The following is a 16,419-nucleotide window of genomic DNA, read 5'->3' on the forward strand; positions in this document are numbered from 1 at the left end:
CACGGCATGTATCGCGTATGCGTTCGTCACGGCCCGTGCTCCGGCGCCCTGTTGTGTGGCGCGGTCACGATAATGGTGCCGGCGGCGGCATTTGGCGTGAGTGGCGCTGTGTTCTCGCCATGCGGCTCGGCAAGCACGACTTTGTTCACGGGCACATCACGGCCGACCTGCAACGGCCTGATCGGCGCGGGCATGTTCGGCAATGCGGCAGTGGCCTGAGCCGCAATGGTAGAAGCGGCAGGCGCGGGCGCTCCACCGGCGTCACCGTTGTCCACCAGCTGCCCCATGTGCTCGACGTCGTTGTAGAAGCGCTTGGGTGCGTTCTGGTCGCTCAGCACCACGACCAGCACGCGACGGTTCTGGTTGCGGCCGTCCTCAGTGGCGTTGTCGGCATTGGGGCGATATTCGCTCCAGCCGACAATGCCAAGGCGTTGCGGGTCGATGCCGTGCTCGGAAAACAGCCTCGCCACGCTCGCCGCGCGCGCGGCGGACAATTCCCAATTGGAGGGATATAACGAGGTGTTGATCGGCCGGTCATCGGTGTAGCCCTCGATGCGCACCGGGTTGGAGAACGGATGCAGGATGGCGGCGATCTGGTTAAGCACGTCATCGGCGGGCGGGGAAATCTTCGCCACGCCGCTAGGAAAGAGAATGTCGGTGCGCAGCTCGATCTCAAGCCAGGTGGTGGTCTTGCGCACGATCACCATTTGCTTGTCGATAAGCGGCTGCAGCGCGCGCTGCACTTGATCGCGGATCAGCTCCAGGTTCTGCTGCTCGGTGTGCTCCTGAAGCCGCTGACGTACATCCATCACGCGCACCGGCTGCGGACGCTGCGGAATCGGAACATTGACCGGTGTAGTGGCCGCGCCCGGCTGTCCTGCGGGCGAGGCCAGCGCTGGATCGACGTTGTGCGGCTGCACGCGCGTCTGCGGCATCGGGGCGATCACATGACTTGAGCCGTTGAACGCCTCGATGATCGATTCGGACATCACGCGGTACTTGCCTTCGTTCACCACGGAGACCGCGTACATCACCACGAAAAACGCCAACAACAACGTCATCAGGTCGGCATAGGGAATGGCCCATGCCTCGTGATTGACGTGGTCTTCGTGGTGTTTTCTAGAGCCCCTCTTCATATCCCGAGCGCCTCGCGCCGGGAGCTGTTTGCCCGCATGGCAAGGAAGAACGAGGGCGTGTATGTCGATACACAACCGAGTGATGACACCGCCACGCGGGCAAACAGACCCGGCGCGAGATGTTTGGGATATGAAGAGAGGCTCTCCATTCTCACGGCAGGTAGCCCTGCAGCTTGGCCTCGATCTGACGCGGGTTGGAGCCTTCAGCGATGGCGACAAGACCTTCGATCACAATCTCGCGCATCTGCGTCTGCTTGTGGATGATTCCCTTCAGGCGCGCTGCCATCGGCAACATCCACAGGTTGGCCAATGCCACGCCGTAGATGGTGGCCACGAAGGCCGCGGCGATACCGTGGCCGAGTTTGCTGGGGTCGGCCAGATTCTGCATCACCGCCATCAGGCCCATCACCGCACCGATGATGCCCATGGTGGGCGAAAAGATGCCGGCGTTCTCAAACACCTTGGCCGCGGCAAGGTCAGTGTGCTCGCGTGCGTCCACTTCCACTTCGAGCACGCCGCGAATCGCCTCGGGCTCGCTGCCGTCCACCAGCAGCTGCAGGCCCTTGCGCACGAAGGTGTCGTCTTCCGATTCGATCTGCGGCTCCAGACCGAGCAGACCCTGGCGGCGCGAGATTTCGCTCCAGCCGACGATGCGACTGATCAGGTCGGCTGGCTGATGCTTCGGTGGCTTGTACACCTTTGGAAACATCGCCAACGCGTTCTTCAGCACCTTGCCCGTGTTCTGCACCAGCAACGCCGCAATGGTGCCCAGAAACACGATGACGAAGGCCGCCGGATTCCACAGCGCTTCCACGCTGGAGCCCTTGAGGATGGTGCCGACGATCACGACCACGAAGGCCAGGATCGTACCGATGAGACTTACCAGGTCCATGTCAGGCGCTAACTCTCAGGGATGGGAGGAGTTGTCCGTCGTTGCCGGCCAGGCCAGCCAGATCCATCACCAGCGCAAGACGACCGTCGCCGGTAACCGTCGCACCCGCCACAGCGGGTACGCCTTCGAACAGGGGGCCGAGCGGTTTCACCATCACGTCTTCGCGACCCAGCACGTCGTGCACCAGGCAACCCAGACGCATATGCCCAATGTGTAGCACCACCACGTGACGTCCCGAAGGACCGTCCATGCCAATCCAGCCGGCGAGGTCCGCCAGCGCGAGCGCGCGACCGCGATGCGATGCCACCGCGCGGCCGTCGAGCCATTGCTGCTGACCCGGTGCCAGCTCGAACACTTCGTCAATATTGCTCAGCGGAAGCGCCAGCTGACGCGCACCCACGCGCACCATCAGCACGCGCTGGATCGCCAGTGTAAGCGGCACGGCCAGTTCCAGCGTGCTGCCACGACCGAGCTGCGAGCGCACCTGCAACGTGCCACCGAGTTCAGCCACGCGTGTCTTCACCACGTCCATGCCAACACCGCGACCGGAGATATCGGACACCGTGGCGGCCGTGCTGAAGCCGGGGCGGAAGATCAGTTCGTAGCATTCGTTCTCGCTCAGGCGCGATGCCTGCGCCTCGTCGATCACGCCCTTCTCCACCGCCTTGCGGCGCAGGACTTCGGGGTTCATGCCGCGCCCATCGTCGGACACGGTGATGACAATGCGCTCGCCACGCTGGCTGGCGGAAAGCGTCACCTTGCCCTTGCGCGACTTACCGGCACGCTCGCGGTCCGCCGGCATTTCCAGGCCGTGGTCGAGCGCGTTGCGGATGAGATGAACCATCGGGTCAGCGAGTGCCTCGACCAGGCTGCGATCGAGGTCGGTGCCTTCCCCTTCCTGCACCAGTTCCACTTCCTTGCCGAGCTGGCGCGAGAGGTCGCGCACGATGCGCGGGAAGCGCTGGAACAGGCGGCCAACCGGCTGCATGCGCATGCCGAGCACGGTGGCTTGCAGCGCATCGGACACACGATCAAGTTCACTCGCGGCGAGCGCGAGCGTTTCGTCTCCGTGCTTCGCCGCGAGGCTCAGCAGGCGATTGCGAACCAGCACCAACTCACCGGCGCGATGCACCAGGGTATCCAGGCGCGCGGTATCCACGCGCACGGTATTTTCAGGTGCCGGCGCCGCACTACGTGCTGCAGGCGCAGCGTTGTGTACGGGTGCGGCCTGAGCGGGCGCCGCTGACAGTGCTCCGGGCGCAGAGCCCTTGCCATGCAGGTTGTCGAGCAGCGACTCGAATTCATCGTCCGAAATGCTGTCCGCTGCCGATGCTGCAACCGGTACGGCTTCCTGCGCGCTGGGCATACCGCCCTTGCCGTGCAGGTTGTCCAGCAGCGCTTCGAATTCGTCGTCGCTGATGCTGCCCGATGCGGTTGCAGGCGCAGGCGTACCCGGTGCACCGCCACCGCCGTAGAGGCTGTCCAGTAGCGCTTCGAATTCGGAATCGTCGATGGTGCCGTCGCTCGGCGGCGGCGCTATCGGTTTTGGCGCGGGCTTCTGCGCGACGGCGCCGGCGGGCGAAATCCGCTGCAGCAGGCTTGGCGGCGGCATCTCCATCGTCGTGCCGCCGGCCAGGGCAGACAGCATGTCGTTGAGCAGATCCAGCGCTTCCAGCAGCGCATCCATGCGGTTGGAGTCGAGCAACAACCGCCCACCGCGTGCCACGTTGAGCAGATCTTCCGCGTGATGGCACAGCTGCACCATCGGCTCCAGGGCGAGGAAGCCCGCGCCGCCCTTCACCGTATGGAACGCGCGAAATACCGCATTCAACAGTTCGGCGTCGCGCGGAGCAGTCTCCAGCCCGATCAGCTGCTCGCCCAGGCGCTGCATAAGATCCCCGGCTTCCGCCAGGAAGGCATCGCGCAGCTCCGTGTCCAGCTCCGGCGTCATGCTCAGAACCCGAATTCGCTCAGCAAACGATCAGCCTCGTCCTGGCTGGTGACCTTGACCGGCCCCACGGCCACTTCGCCATGGGCCAGTGCGCCGGTGAGGCTCACCAGCTCCAGCAAGGAGTTCTCCACGCTGCTGATGAAGGCGACCACTTTCTTGATGCGCTGGCCGGACAGGTCCTGCCACGACTGCGCCACCACGAAATCGGCGAGGCCGTCGCGGCAATCGTTGGCGAAGGTCTGCGCCTGCTTCGCCAATATATGCGCGACGTCGCTGGGCGGCGTGCCGTCGATCACGGCGTTGGCGTTTTGAGCCACTGCTTCGGCCAGCGGACGCATGCGCTCGGCAAAATCGAGCGAGCGGTGCGCAGCCTGCGAACTCATTTCCAGCACATCATTCAGGTGCTGGCGCGCGTGGGCCACGCTACCCGGAACGCCTTCCTGTGCCAGATCGCCACCGAGGCGACGTACGGCGTCGTGCAGGTCACGGGCCAGCAGGCCCAGCGCACGGAACACGCGCTGCTCGCGCTGGCGCACGAGTACATCCAGCGCCTGCTCGAAAGCGGCACCATCGGTACTGTTGAGCAAGTCGTGCAATTCGCGCGGCAGTTCGCCAGCCATCAGATTCGGTTGTGCGTTCATGCGGTGGCTCCGCTGGCGGCAATCCGCTCGAAAATCTTGGTGAGTTTTTCCTGCAGGGTGACGGCGGTGAACGGCTTGACGACGTAGCCGTTCACGCCGGCCTGCGCGGCGGCGATGATCTGGTCGCGGTTGTTCTCCGCGGTGACCATCAGCACCGGCATGCCCTTCAACGAAGGCTCGGCGCGAATCGCGCGCAGAAGGTCAATGCCCGTCATGTTGGGCATGTTCCAGTCGGTCACGACCAGATCGAAGGCGTTATTGCGCAGCATCGTCAGGGCGTTTTCGCCGTCGTCGGCTTCCTGGATGAGCGGGTTGCTGAAACCCAGCTCCACCAGAAGGTTGCGAACGATGCGCCGCATGGTGGAAAAGTCGTCCACCACCAGGATCTTCATATTCTTGTCCAAACCACTTTCTCCGCTTGCACCGTGTGGTCCGGTGCGCCATGCCTGAAGGGAATCCCGGGGTTATTACTCAATGGTGTTCACGGCTCAATCTTGTTCGCGCCAGTCGGTCATGCGCGCGCGCAACCGGACGACGGCCTGACCGTGGATCTGGCAGACCCGCGATTCGGTGACGCCAAGTACTGCGCCGATCTCTTTGAGGTTCATCTCTTCCTCGTAATACAGCGACATCACTAACTGCTCGCGTTCTGGCAGGCTGCCGATCGCATCGATCAGCGCCTCGCGCATGCCGGCGTGCTCCACGCTGTCCTGCGGCCCAAGGCTGTCCGCATCGGCTACGTCGAACGCCGCGCCACCATCCCCTTCGTCCGGCACGGAGAGGCTGAGCAAACGCGCGCTCGCCGCATCGGCCAGCACCTGGTGGTATTCCTCGGCACCCATGCCCAGTCGCCGCATGACCTCGGCGTCATCGGCATCGGCGCCGGTTTCGATCTCGATCTGGCGCACCACTTCGGCCATCTCGCGCACCTTTCGGTGCACCGAGCGTGGCGTCCAGTCGGTACGCCGCAGTTCGTCGAGCATCGCGCCACGAATGCGGATACCCGCAAACGTTTCGAAGCTCGCATTGCGTCCGGTGGCGAAATTGCGCGCCGCTTCCAGCAGGCCAATCATGCCGGCCTGGATCAGGTCGCTCACGTCCACGCTTGGCGGCAGGCGGCCCATCAGGTGATAGGCGATCCTTCGCACCAGCGGCGCGTGCTGGCGAACCAGTTCGTCGGCACTCTGCCGTTGCAGTTGCAGATATTCGGAAGCCACGCTCATCTCACCACCCCGTCGCCGCTGCGGCCTGCCTGCTGAAGAAGGCAATGCGGTCCAGCCCCAGTCGCTCGGGTTCACCCCATGTATCGACCGCACCTGCCAATTGCTTGAATGCCTGTCCCGAACGACTCGACGGCCACAGATCCACCACCGCGCTCTGGCGCTTGATGGCCTGCTTGAGCCGTTCGTCGTGCGGCACCATCCCCATGAATTCCAATGCCACGTCCAGGAAGCGGTCGCTCACGCGTGCCAGCTTCTGATGCAGCTGCCGCGCTTCGCCCGCGTTGCGCACCATGTTGGCCACCATGCGGAAGCGGCGCACACCAAAGTCACGGCTGAGCACCTTGAGCATGGCGTAGGCGTCGGTAAGCGAGGCCGGTTCGTCGCACACCACTAGCACCACATCGTCGGCGGCCGCGGCGAACATCGCCACGTTGTCCGACAGGCCCGCAGCCGTATCCACCAGCAGGTAGTCGGGCGGCGACACCAGATCATCGAACGCGCGGATCACCGCGGCGTGCTCGTTGTTGCTCAGCTGCGCCAGTCGACGTGTGCCGGAGCCGGCGGGCACGATCTTCATACCATGCGGGCCCGTCAGCAGCAGGTCTTCGATGCCGCAATGGCCGTCCAGCAGATGACCGATATGGCGCGTTGGCGTGAGGCCAAGCAGCACGTCGATGTTGGCCAGGCCCATGTCGGCGTCCAGCAGGATCACCTGGTGCCCGGCCATCGCCAGCGACATGCCGAGGTTCACCGACACGGTGGTCTTGCCCACACCGCCCTTGCCGCCAGCCACCGCGATGGCGCGGCAACGCCGGCGCGCGGGAGGGCTGGCAAGGCCAAAGGCCTGATCGGGTGTGGGTGTTTGTTTGCCATGCCGCTCGGCCAGAGCCCGCAGCATGCTTTCCAGGCCAATCGCCTGATTCATCGCAAAAGCACTCATGCGCCAGCCACCGCTAGTCCGAAACGTTCTGCCATCACATCGTCATCAGCGGACGCCACGCCGTTGCCCTTGAGCACCTGGGCGGCGCGGCACACCAGCACACGCGCGTCGGCGGTGGCGATGTCCTCGGGCACACGCTGGCCGTCGGTGATGTAGTCGAGTGCGAGCCGATGACGGATGAGCACCGACAGCGCACCGCCGAGGCTGGGTGCCTCGTCGAGTTTGGTGAGAATGCACGCGTGCGGTTTCAGCGGCAGGTATGCGCGCACCGCTTCATCCAGCGATGGGGCCTGCGCATTGGCGGCCAGCACCAGGCATGAGCGCAGTTCGCCGCCGTTGCCCAGCACTTGCAGCTGTTCGGCCAGTCGCGGATCGCCACCGGCGAGTCCTGCCGTATCCACCAGCACCGTGTGGCAACCACGCAGCAGATCCAGTACCTGTCGCAAGCTGTCCGCGTCATAGGCGGGATACACGCGCACGCCCAGCAGGCGACCGTAGTGTTCCAGCTGCGCGGCAGCGCCAATGCGGTAGTGATCGGTGCTGACCAGCGCAACCTGCGAGGCACCCTGACGCATCACCGCACGCGCGGCGAGCTTGGCAATGGTGGTGGTCTTGCCGACGCCGGTGGGTCCGACCAGCGCCGTCACGCCGTGGCGTTCGGACTGGTCGCGCCGGCTGATGGAAAGGCTGCGGCTCAGCACGCCCAGCGGCAGGTAGCGCGCCTGTTCGGGGGTGATGTTCGCAGGCAGCTCGGCCACCAGTCGACGTGCCACATCCGACTCGATGCCCAGGCGCGTCATCTCGCGCAACACACGTGCACGCAGCGGCTGGCGGCGTTCCATGTCGTTCCACACCAGGCTGGAAAGCTGCGTCTCCAGCAACTCTCGCAGGCTGCCGAGTTCGGCACGAACGCGAGCCGTGTCCTGCACGGCGCGCTCAAGCAGAGGATGAATCGGTGCGGACGGGTCGATCGTTACGGTCGGCTGCGCTGCCTCGACAGGCGCGACGGGCTGCATCGGAGCCGCAGGCTGGATTCTGGGGGTAGCGGTTTGCAACATGTCCGACGCGGGCGGAGCCATGGGCGGCCGTGCGCGCGACAGCGTGACGGTTACGCCATCGTCGTGACGGCTGATTGGCGGCAGCGGCGGCGGCATGACGTCGTTCCGGCTCGCCGTCATCGGTTTCGCTTCGGCCGACGCATGATCGGACGGCGTACGCGACTCCACTTGCAACGGCGCACCGTGGCGTGCGGCTTCGCGCACCAGCGCCTCGTCATAATCAACGGCGGCGATGATCTCGATGCCATCGCTCATGCGGCGCGTGGAAAGGATCACCGCATCCGGGCCCTGGTCCTCGCGCACTTCGCGCATGGCCTGGCGCATATCGGCGGCGACGAAACGTTTGATCTTCATGCTTTGCTCCGCAAGCGGGAGCCGGCGATGACGAAAGGCGAATGGGCAGGCTGCAGGCCTGTGGGGCCGTGCATCGCTCGCTGTTCCAGTTCCCGATATTTCATTTCCGACTCCCGACTCTTATCGACCCAGCGCCTGCACCAACCGCACTCTCCGGTTGTCGGGCACCTCGTTGTAAGCCAGTACGTGCAGGTTCTGTGCCACGTGGCGAGTGAAGCGCGCGAGCCACGGACGCAGCTGCGGCGCGACCAGCAACACCGCGGGTTCGCCACTCATTTCCTGCTTGCGCGCGGCGTCCGCGACGCCTTGCTGCAAGCGGTCCGCAAGACCCGGTTCCACTGCGGCGCCCGCCACACCGCCATTTGCGAGGGAGCCGAGCAAAATCTGTTCGAGCTCCGGCGCCAGCGTGATGACCGGAATCTCGGTGCCCAGCCCGGTGATCTCCTGCACGATCTGCCGACCCAGCGCGACGCGCACGGCGGCGGTGAGAGTGCCGGGATCCTGACTCTGCCCCGCATGCTCCGCCAAGGATTCGACGATGCTCCGCATGTTGCGGATCGGCACGCGCTCGGCCAGCAGGTTCTGCATCACCTTCACCACCACGCCCAGCGACAAGCGCTTGGGCACCAGGTCTTCCACCAGCTTCGGCGTGGTCTGTGCGAGGCGGTCGAGCAGTTGCTGTACGTCCTGGTGACCCAGCAATTCGTGCGCGTGGCCCTGCAGGATGTGCGACAGATGCGTGGCGATCACCGTGGCCGGATCGACCACCGTGTAGCCCAGGCTTTGCGCGAGTTCGCGCTGGCCCGGCTCGATCCACATCGCCTCCAGGCCGAATGCCGGATCGCGCGTGGCGATGCCGTGCAGCCCTTCCTGTACACGGCCCGGATTGATCGCCAGCAGGCGGTCGTTGTGAATCTCCGCCTCGCCCATCGGCACGCCCATCAGGGTGATGCGATAGGTGTTGGGGCCAAGGTCCAGGTTGTCGCGGATGTGCACCGGCGGCACCAGAAAGCCCAGCTCCTGCGAAAGTTTGCGGCGCACCGACTTGATGCGGCCCATCAGTTCGCCGCCCTGGTGCGTGTCCACCAGCGGAATCAGTCGGTATCCCACCTCCAGCCCCAGCGGATCGACGCTGGCGACGTCTTCCCAGCCCAGCTCCAGGCGTTCCACCGGCGCGGCCGGCGGCGGGATTTCGGTAGCCGCCTGGGCAATGCGTTCCTTCGCTTCCTGATCGCGTTTGATCATCAGCCACGCAGCGCCACCGCACGCGCCGCCCAGCAACAGAAAGGCCATATTCGGCATGCCAGGCACCAGGCCCATCACACCCAGCACCACACCAGCCACCGCCAGCGCACGCGGCTGGCCGAACACCTGGCCGATCAGCTGCTTGCCCATGTCCTGCGCCTTGGAGACGCGCGTGACGATCACTGCGGTGGCAATCGACAACATCAGCGAAGGCACCTGGGCCACCAGGCCGTCACCGATGGTGAGCAGGGTGTAGGTCTTGGCAGCGTCGCTCGCCGAGAGGCCGTGCTGCATCACGCCGACGAAAAAGCCGCCGACGATATTGATGATGAGGATCAGGATGCCCGCCGTGGCGTCACCGCGCACGAACTTGGAGGCACCGTCCATTGAGCCGTAGAAGTCCGCTTCCTCGCGCACTTCCTGGCGACGGTCGCGTGCCTGTTCCTGGTTGAGCAGGCCGGCGTTGAGGTCGGCGTCGATGGCCATCTGCTTGCCAGGCATGGCATCGAGGGTGAAGCGGGCGGTCACTTCGGACACGCGCGTCGCACCTTTGGTCACCACCACGAAGTTGATGATGGTGAGAATGGCAAACACCACCAGGCCCACCGCGAAGTTGCCGCCGATGACGAACTCGCCAAATGCCTCGATCACCTTGCCCGCCGCGCCGGGGCCGTCATGGCCATGCAGCAGCACCACGCGCGTGGAAGCGATGTTGAGCGCCAGACGCAACAGCGTGGCCATCAGCACCACGGTGGGAAACGCAGCAAATTCCAGCGGCCGCATCACGTAGATCACCGCCAGAAGGATCACCAGCGACAATGCGATGTTGAAGCTGAAGAGCATGTCCAGCAGGAACGGCGGCAGCGGCAACATCAACATCGCCAACATGGCGAGCATGATCACCGGCGCGCCGACGCCGCGGCGTCCGAGCGACTTGAGGGTATCGATGGCGGTAGCTGTGGCCATGCTTAACTTCCGTCAGAACTTGTAGGGACCCATCAGGTCCGGATCGACATCGGGTTTGGGTGCCTTCGGCGGTTCGTCACCACGCACGACGGCCTGCTTGAGCTGGAACACGTAGGCGAGCACCTGCGCCACGGCGACGTACAACGACGCCGGAATTTCGCGATCGATCCGCGTGGTGGCATACAGCGCGCGAGCCAGTGGCGGCGCCTCCACCGTCGGGATGCGATGGCTGCCGGCGACGAGGCGAATCTGCATGGCCAGTTCGTCCACGCCCTTGGCGATGACGCGCGGCGCGCCCATGCGGCCCTCGTCATAGCGCAGCGCCACCGCGAAGTGCGTGGGGTTGGTGATTACCACGTCGGCGCTGGGCAACTCCTGCATCATGCGTTTGCGCGCCATCTGGTATTGCAGCTGGCGAATGCGGCCTTTGAGCTCGGGATTGCCATCGCTTTCCTTCGACTCGTCCTTCAACTCCTGGCGTGTCATGCGCAGGCGCTTGGTGTGGTCGAACTTCTGGTACAGCGCATCGGCACCGCCGATCAGCGCAAGCACGGAGCCGAACAGCAGCGCGCCGTGACCAAGCAGGCTTATGGCCTTGATCGCGCCGGCCCCCACTTCGCCGTGGCCAGTTGCCATCAGGTCGGTCTGCCAGTTTTTCAGCACCATCAGCAGCACCGCGCCGATCAGCACCAGCTTGAGCAACGATTTGGCCAGCTCCACCAGACCACGCAAGGCGAAGATGCGGCCCAGGCCCTTGAGAGGATCGAGCCGTTCCAGCTTCGGCTGCAGTGCTTCGGCGCTGAAATTGAGACCGCCCAGCAGCACCGGTGCGGCAAGCGCGGCCAGCATGGTGGCCAGTGCCACTGGTGCAAACAGCGCCATTGCCTCGCGCACGGCCATGGCCAGCACGCGTGAAGGCAAGGCATCGCTGAACAGCGCGTCGCGGCTGTAGTTCAGGCCCAGGCCGTAGATGTGGCGCACGTGTTCCATCGAGCGCTCACCGCCGCTGATCAGCGTGGATACACCAGCCAGCACCACCACCGCGCCGGAGAGATCTCGCGAGCGCGGCAGGTCACCCTTTTCCCGCGCCTCGCGCAGGCGTTTTTCGGATGGTTGTTCGGTGCGTTCCTGGTCGTCATTCTCGGACATGGTGCGGCTTCCTCATCCACCGACCAGTTCGTGCATCAGCGTCCACGCGCTGATCTGCAACGATTCGAATGCACCCGGCACGCTGTGCATCGACATCCACAGCGCCACGAATCCCAGCGTCACCGTGATGGGAAAACCCACCGCGAAAAGATTCATCGCCGGCGCGGCGCGGCTGATGGCGGCAAAACCGATATTGACCATCAGCAGCGAGGTGACGGCCGGCAAGGCAACACGAACCGCACCACCGAACAAATGCGTGGCAAACGCGACCACGGCATGCAGCCCGTTGCCGTCGATGGCCGCCTGGCCAGGTGGCAAGGTGCGGAAGCTGTCGGCCAGCAGCGCGATCAGACGCAAATGGCCGTCCATTGCCAGAAACAGCAGGGTCACCATCAACAGATAAAACTGGCTGAGTACGGGTGAACTGCCGCCACCGCGCGGATCCACCGTCTCGGCAAAACCCAGGCTCATGCTTTGGCCCACCAACTGGCCACCCAGCGATACCGCCTCGAACGCCATCTTCAGCACAAAGCCGACTGCGGCACCAATCAGCACCTGGCTCACCATCACGGCGATGCCATCCGTACTCATCGGATCGATGGTCGCGGGTGCAAGCGGCGCCATCACCGCTGTAAGCACCAGCATCACGCCGAGACGGATGCGCTGCGGCACTACCGCATCGCCGAATACCGGAGCGATCAGACACAGGCCGCCCACCCGAGCCATCGCCCACATCAACGAGCCCAGCAGGCGTTGAATGTCGGCCAGGTCGACGGTGGTCATTTAACCGCCCCGGGCAGGCTTTCGATCAGCTGGCGCGTGAACTGCACCAGCGTTCGCAGCATCCACGGACCGGAAATCAGCGCGACCAGCGCCATTGCAATGACCTTGGGAATGAAGCTCAAGGTCATTTCGTTGATCTGCGTTGCGGCCTGCACCACACCGATGATCAGGCCGACCAACAGCGCGGTGAGCAGCAGGGGCGCGGCAACCATCATCGCCACATAAAGCGCGTGCTGGCCGAATTCGATGACGGATTCAGGCGTCATGGCGTGCTCTCGCTCCCTTTCGCCTCTGTGGAGATGGCTGGGCTGAGCCACCTCAAGGTGGTAAAGGGCGGGTGCTCGAGAAAGCATGCATTCCCCTCACCGTCATCCCCGCGAAAGCGGGGATCCAGCGACTTTTCGTGCTTGCTGAATGCCTGGAAGAAAGGCACTGGATCCCAGCTTTCGCTGGGATGACGAGAATGAAGGGACGTGGCAAGCACCCACCCTTTACCACCTCTAGGTGACTCACCCCAACCCTCTCCCCAAGCGGAAGAGGGCGAAAGAAAGGCTGCGCTCACGTGTAGAAACTCCCCGCCAGCGTGCCGAGCAGCAGCGTCCACCCATCTACCAGCACGAACAGCATGATCTTGAACGGCAGCGAGATGATCGTCGGCGACACCATCATCATGCCCATCGACATCAGCACGCTGGCTACCACCAGATCAATGATCAGGAACGGGATGAACAGCAGAAAGCCCATCTGGAACGCGGTCTTCAGCTCACTGGTGACGAACGCCGGCATCGCCACGCGAAACGGCACATCGTCCTTGCTCGCATAAGGCTGCTCATTGGCCAGATGCGTGAACAACTGCAGGTCTGCGTCGCGTGTCTGGTCAAGCATGAAATGCTTGAAGGGCGCAGCGGCTGCAGGCACGGCCAATTCGGCACTCATCTGGCCGTCCATATACGGCTTCACGCCATCGGCATAGGCGTGGGTTAGCACCGGCGACATCACGAACAACGTGAGGAACAGCGATAGACCCAGCAGAATCTGGTTCGACGGTGTGGACTGGGTGCCCAGCGCCTGGCGCAGGAAACCCAGCACGATGATGATGCGCGTGAACGAGGTCATCATCAGCAGCACGGCTGGCAGTACCGTGAGCACCGTCATCAGCGCCAGCAGTTGCAGCGACAGCGTCCAGTTCTGGGCACCACCCGGCGCGTTCTGCACGGTCAGTACGGGAATGCCGGCTGGCGAGGACGGCATGATGGGCATGGACGGCATGGTGGGCGCTGCCCAAGCGAGCATCGGCACCAGCAGTAGCGCCAGAAGGAGAATCCAGCGACGGTATTTCTTCATGGCGTGCGCTTCCATCGGGCAAGCACGTCGCCAAAACCCGGAACGGGCGGTTGAGGGCTGGCCTCCGGCGCGGGCGCACTGCCTTCGTAGACATGCAACGTGCGCATACCGCGCTGCCCCACACCCACCAGCAAACGCTTGCCATCGGCATCGATCAGCAGCACGCGATCCCGCGCACCCACCGCCATCGTTTCAACGCAGCGCAGTCGGCGACCGCCGGGAGCCGTGCGCGCCTGCAAGCGCCGGCTGAGCCAGCCCGCGGCGAAGATCAACACGACGATGCCGAGCAAGCTCAGCAGCACGCGCACAAGTTCACCACCCACATTGATTTCGGGCGCCGCAGCCACCGGCAGGGCAAGAGCAAGCAACATCATGCTCACCGCAGCTTTCGCACGCGCTCGGCGGGACTGATTACGTCGGTGAGACGGATACCGAAGCGTTCGTTGATCACCACCACTTCGCCGTGCGCCACCAGGGTGCCGTTGACGAACACGTCCAGCGGTTCGCCGGCGGAACGGTCCAGCTCCACCACCGAACCCTGGTTGAGCTGCAAGAGATTGCGGATGCTGATGCGCGTGCGGCCGACTTCCATCGCCAGCGTCACGGGCACGTCGAGAATCATGTCCAGGTTGACCTCGGCACCGTCGGCCGCGGGGCCGCTGAGCTGGTCGAACTCGACGCGTTGGGTTGCGACGTCATTGGGCGGGGTCATGCGAGGCTCTTCTCCGTAACTGGTTCTGTCGACAGGCGCATTTCGCGGCGGCCGGTCTGAGCGTGGAAACGAACGGCGTTGTGGCCGTTGGACTGGCCATAGCGGCCGCGAAACACCGGCACGTCCTCGGCGAAGACGGTGCTGAATTCAGGTAGCTGGACGGGAAGTACGTCGCCAGGTCGCAGACGCAGGAAGTCACCGATGTTGATGCGCGTCTCCAGCAGCAACGAACTGAGCTCGACTTCGGCATCGAGCACTTCGTCCTGCAGGTTCTCGGCCCAGCGGTCGTCGCGATCCACGCGATCGCTCTGCACGCCGGCATCGAGCAGCGTGCGGATCGGCTCGACCATCGCGTACGGCAGGGTGAGGTGTATTTCGCCGCCACCGCCATCAAGCTCGACATGGAACTTCGACACGACCACGGTTTCGGTAGGGCTGACGATATTGGCGAATTGCGGATTGATCTCCGAGTTCAGGTATTCGAAGTTCAGCGCCAGCACCGGCGCCCACGCTTCCGACATCGCAGTGAACAGCGCCTCGAGCATGATCTGGATGACGCGGTTCTCGGTGGCCGTAAAATCGCGACCTTCGATGCGCGCATGGAAGCGCCCGTCGCCACCGAAGAAATTGTCGATCACGGTGAACACCAGGCGCGGCTCCATCACCACCAGCGCCGTGCCGCGTAGCGGCTTGATGCGCACCAGGTTGAGGTTGCTTGGCACGGCCAGGGCATGCACGTATTCGGCGAACTTGATCATCTTCACGCCGAGCACCGACACCTCGCAGGTCTTGCGAAGCACGCCAAAAATCGCTGTGCGAAAGAAGCGCGCAAAGCGATCGTTGACCATCTCCAGCGTGGGCAGGCGGCCGCGCACGATGCGGTCCTGCTGGGTGAAGTCGTACGAAATCACCGCATCGGGCGGCAACGGTTCGTCGTTGCCCGTCTCGACAGCGCCGCCTTCCACGCCGTCGAGCAGGGCGTCGATTTCTTCCTGTGAAAGCAGATCGCTCATCGATGCCGTCCGTTACTGCATTACGAAGCTGGTGAAATACAGAGCCTCGACGCCGGGGCGACCCAGGCGCTTCTCGAGGATCTTGCGCACGGAATCCAGCGCTTGCGCCTGCAGCTTTTGCTTGCCAACGGCATCGCTGAGGATGGTGTAGTCCTGGCTACTGAACAGCATCAGCAGCGCATTGCGGATCACCGGGTCGGCTTCCTTGGCGGCCGCCAGCGCGGCAGCGTCGTGCGACATCAGGCTCACGCCCACCTGCAGGAAGCGCATGGACTGGTCGTCCTTGAAATTCACCACGAACGGCGGGTCGAGCGCGAGGTACTGCTCCTGCTTGGACATCGCCACCTTGGGTTCTTCCGGAGCTGCGCCGCCATGAGCGCTGCGCGTGCCAAGCAACACATAGGCGCACACGCCTGCCATCGCCAGCAGCGCCACACCCATCACCAACACCGTCTTGGATGCGCCCTTCTTCGGTGGGGCAATCGTGGTTTCGATTTCCTGCTCGTTCTGAGCCATGCCGATCCCATTCCCTATCAGTCAGATACATGTCGCGGCGCCACGCGAGCGCCTCATGCCTGTTGATAGCAAACGCCATGCCATCGCCGGAAAGCGTTGTAGGAGTTGGATTTGCGCAGCTTCGGATGTGGAGAGTGGCGCTTTCTTGACGCGTGACGGGGATTGGTCGTGTCGCGTTGGTGGCGGCTGTCGGAAGGTTGTCGCGGGAAATGGGAGTGCTGTTCGGGGCAGCGCTGGAAATTTGCGTGGCAGCCAGCGTGCTCGCCTGCGGCGGGCTTCCGACCTCCTGCCGGAGGCCGGGTCACTTTCTCTTGCTTGCCCAAGAGAAAGTAACCAAAGAGAAAGGCACCCCGCTTGGCGCTTGCCGGGCAACGCCCGGCAAGTCCGTGAGGGCCGGCCGGGCTTTTCGACAGGGCTCCTGCCCTGACGAAAAGGAATCGACATCCCTGTCGATTCCCCTGCGGGCCTGATCGTCCGTCCCTCACCGCCGCACAGG

The 16,419-nt window shown here is 64.1% G+C and carries 17 protein-coding genes; all 17 read right to left on the reverse strand.

Translation table 11 applies throughout. The features are described 5' to 3' along the window. Nucleotides 1-26: 26 nt before the first annotated feature. The gene (gene motD, locus AC3CBN_RS20060) at nt 27-1,136 is read right to left on the reverse strand and encodes a flagellar motor protein MotD (protein WP_488634734.1); all 1,110 of its coding nucleotides are present in this window, start codon (nt 1,134-1,136) and stop codon (nt 27-29) included. Between the two features lie 151 nt (nt 1,137-1,287). Continuing rightward, a complete protein-coding gene (locus AC3CBN_RS20065; RefSeq protein ID WP_488634735.1) occupies nt 1,288-2,028 on the reverse strand; it encodes a flagellar motor protein in 741 nt (246 codons plus the stop codon). 1 nt (nt 2,029) lies between these two features. Next, complete coding sequence (locus AC3CBN_RS20070; RefSeq protein WP_488634736.1) at nt 2,030-3,979, reverse strand: chemotaxis protein CheA; 1,950 nt, start codon at nt 3,977-3,979, stop codon at nt 2,030-2,032. Nucleotides 3,980-3,981: 2 nt separating this feature from the next. Further along, nucleotides 3,982-4,620, reverse strand: coding sequence for a protein phosphatase CheZ (locus tag AC3CBN_RS20075; protein ID WP_488634737.1), 639 nt, complete (start codon nt 4,618-4,620; stop codon nt 3,982-3,984). After that, complete coding sequence (gene cheY, locus AC3CBN_RS20080; RefSeq protein ID WP_488634738.1) at nt 4,617-5,024, reverse strand: chemotaxis response regulator CheY; 408 nt, start codon at nt 5,022-5,024, stop codon at nt 4,617-4,619. The genes AC3CBN_RS20075 and cheY overlap by 4 nt, the downstream gene beginning before the upstream one ends. An 84-nt stretch (nt 5,025-5,108) precedes the next feature. After that, nucleotides 5,109-5,843: an RNA polymerase sigma factor FliA gene (locus tag AC3CBN_RS20085; RefSeq protein WP_488634739.1), complete on the reverse strand. Its 735-nt coding sequence runs from the start codon at nt 5,841-5,843 to the stop codon at nt 5,109-5,111. A 1-nt stretch (nt 5,844) separates the two neighbouring features. Further along, nucleotides 5,845-6,768, reverse strand: coding sequence for a MinD/ParA family ATP-binding protein (locus AC3CBN_RS20090; protein WP_488636777.1), 924 nt, complete (start codon nt 6,766-6,768; stop codon nt 5,845-5,847). 11 nt (nt 6,769-6,779) lie between these two features. Then, entirely contained in the window at nt 6,780-8,195 is a 1,416-nt protein-coding gene (gene flhF / locus AC3CBN_RS20095) for a flagellar biosynthesis GTPase FlhF (RefSeq protein WP_488634740.1), read from the reverse strand. Nucleotides 8,196-8,315: 120 nt separating this feature from the next. Further along, the gene (gene flhA / locus AC3CBN_RS20100) at nt 8,316-10,406 is read right to left on the reverse strand and encodes a flagellar biosynthesis protein FlhA (protein ID WP_488634741.1); all 2,091 of its coding nucleotides are present in this window, start codon (nt 10,404-10,406) and stop codon (nt 8,316-8,318) included. Nucleotides 10,407-10,418: 12 nt separating this feature from the next. Then, entirely contained in the window at nt 10,419-11,555 is a 1,137-nt protein-coding gene (flhB, locus tag AC3CBN_RS20105) for a flagellar biosynthesis protein FlhB (protein ID WP_488634742.1), read from the reverse strand. A gap of 12 nt (nt 11,556-11,567) precedes the next feature. Continuing rightward, nucleotides 11,568-12,338, reverse strand: a complete 771-nt coding sequence (fliR, locus tag AC3CBN_RS20110; protein ID WP_488634743.1) for a flagellar biosynthetic protein FliR — start codon at nt 12,336-12,338, stop codon at nt 11,568-11,570. Next, a complete protein-coding gene (gene fliQ, locus AC3CBN_RS20115) occupies nt 12,335-12,604 on the reverse strand; it encodes a flagellar biosynthesis protein FliQ (RefSeq protein ID WP_488634744.1) in 270 nt (89 codons plus the stop codon). Before fliQ ends, fliR begins: the two co-directional genes overlap by 4 nt. Before the next feature lie 292 nt (nt 12,605-12,896). Beyond that, nucleotides 12,897-13,682: a flagellar type III secretion system pore protein FliP gene (fliP, locus tag AC3CBN_RS20120; protein WP_488634745.1), complete on the reverse strand. Its 786-nt coding sequence runs from the start codon at nt 13,680-13,682 to the stop codon at nt 12,897-12,899. After that, nucleotides 13,679-14,053 (reverse strand): flagellar biosynthetic protein FliO, encoded by a 375-nt coding sequence (gene fliO / locus AC3CBN_RS20125; protein ID WP_488634746.1) that lies wholly within the window; start codon nt 14,051-14,053, stop codon nt 13,679-13,681. Before fliO ends, fliP begins: the two co-directional genes overlap by 4 nt. A 5-nt stretch (nt 14,054-14,058) precedes the next feature. Then, nucleotides 14,059-14,394, reverse strand: a complete 336-nt coding sequence (gene fliN / locus AC3CBN_RS20130; RefSeq protein ID WP_488634747.1) for a flagellar motor switch protein FliN — start codon at nt 14,392-14,394, stop codon at nt 14,059-14,061. Further along, a complete protein-coding gene (fliM, locus tag AC3CBN_RS20135) occupies nt 14,391-15,407 on the reverse strand; it encodes a flagellar motor switch protein FliM (RefSeq protein WP_488634748.1) in 1,017 nt (338 codons plus the stop codon). The genes fliN and fliM overlap by 4 nt, the downstream gene beginning before the upstream one ends. A 12-nt stretch (nt 15,408-15,419) precedes the next feature. Next, nucleotides 15,420-15,923 carry a flagellar basal body-associated FliL family protein gene (locus AC3CBN_RS20140; RefSeq protein WP_488634749.1) on the reverse strand — a complete coding sequence of 168 codons (504 nt, stop codon included), beginning with the start codon at nt 15,921-15,923 and terminating at the stop codon, nt 15,420-15,422. Nucleotides 15,924-16,419: the final 496 nt, after the last annotated feature.

It is taken from the genome of Dyella sp. OK584 (assembly GCF_057787755.1).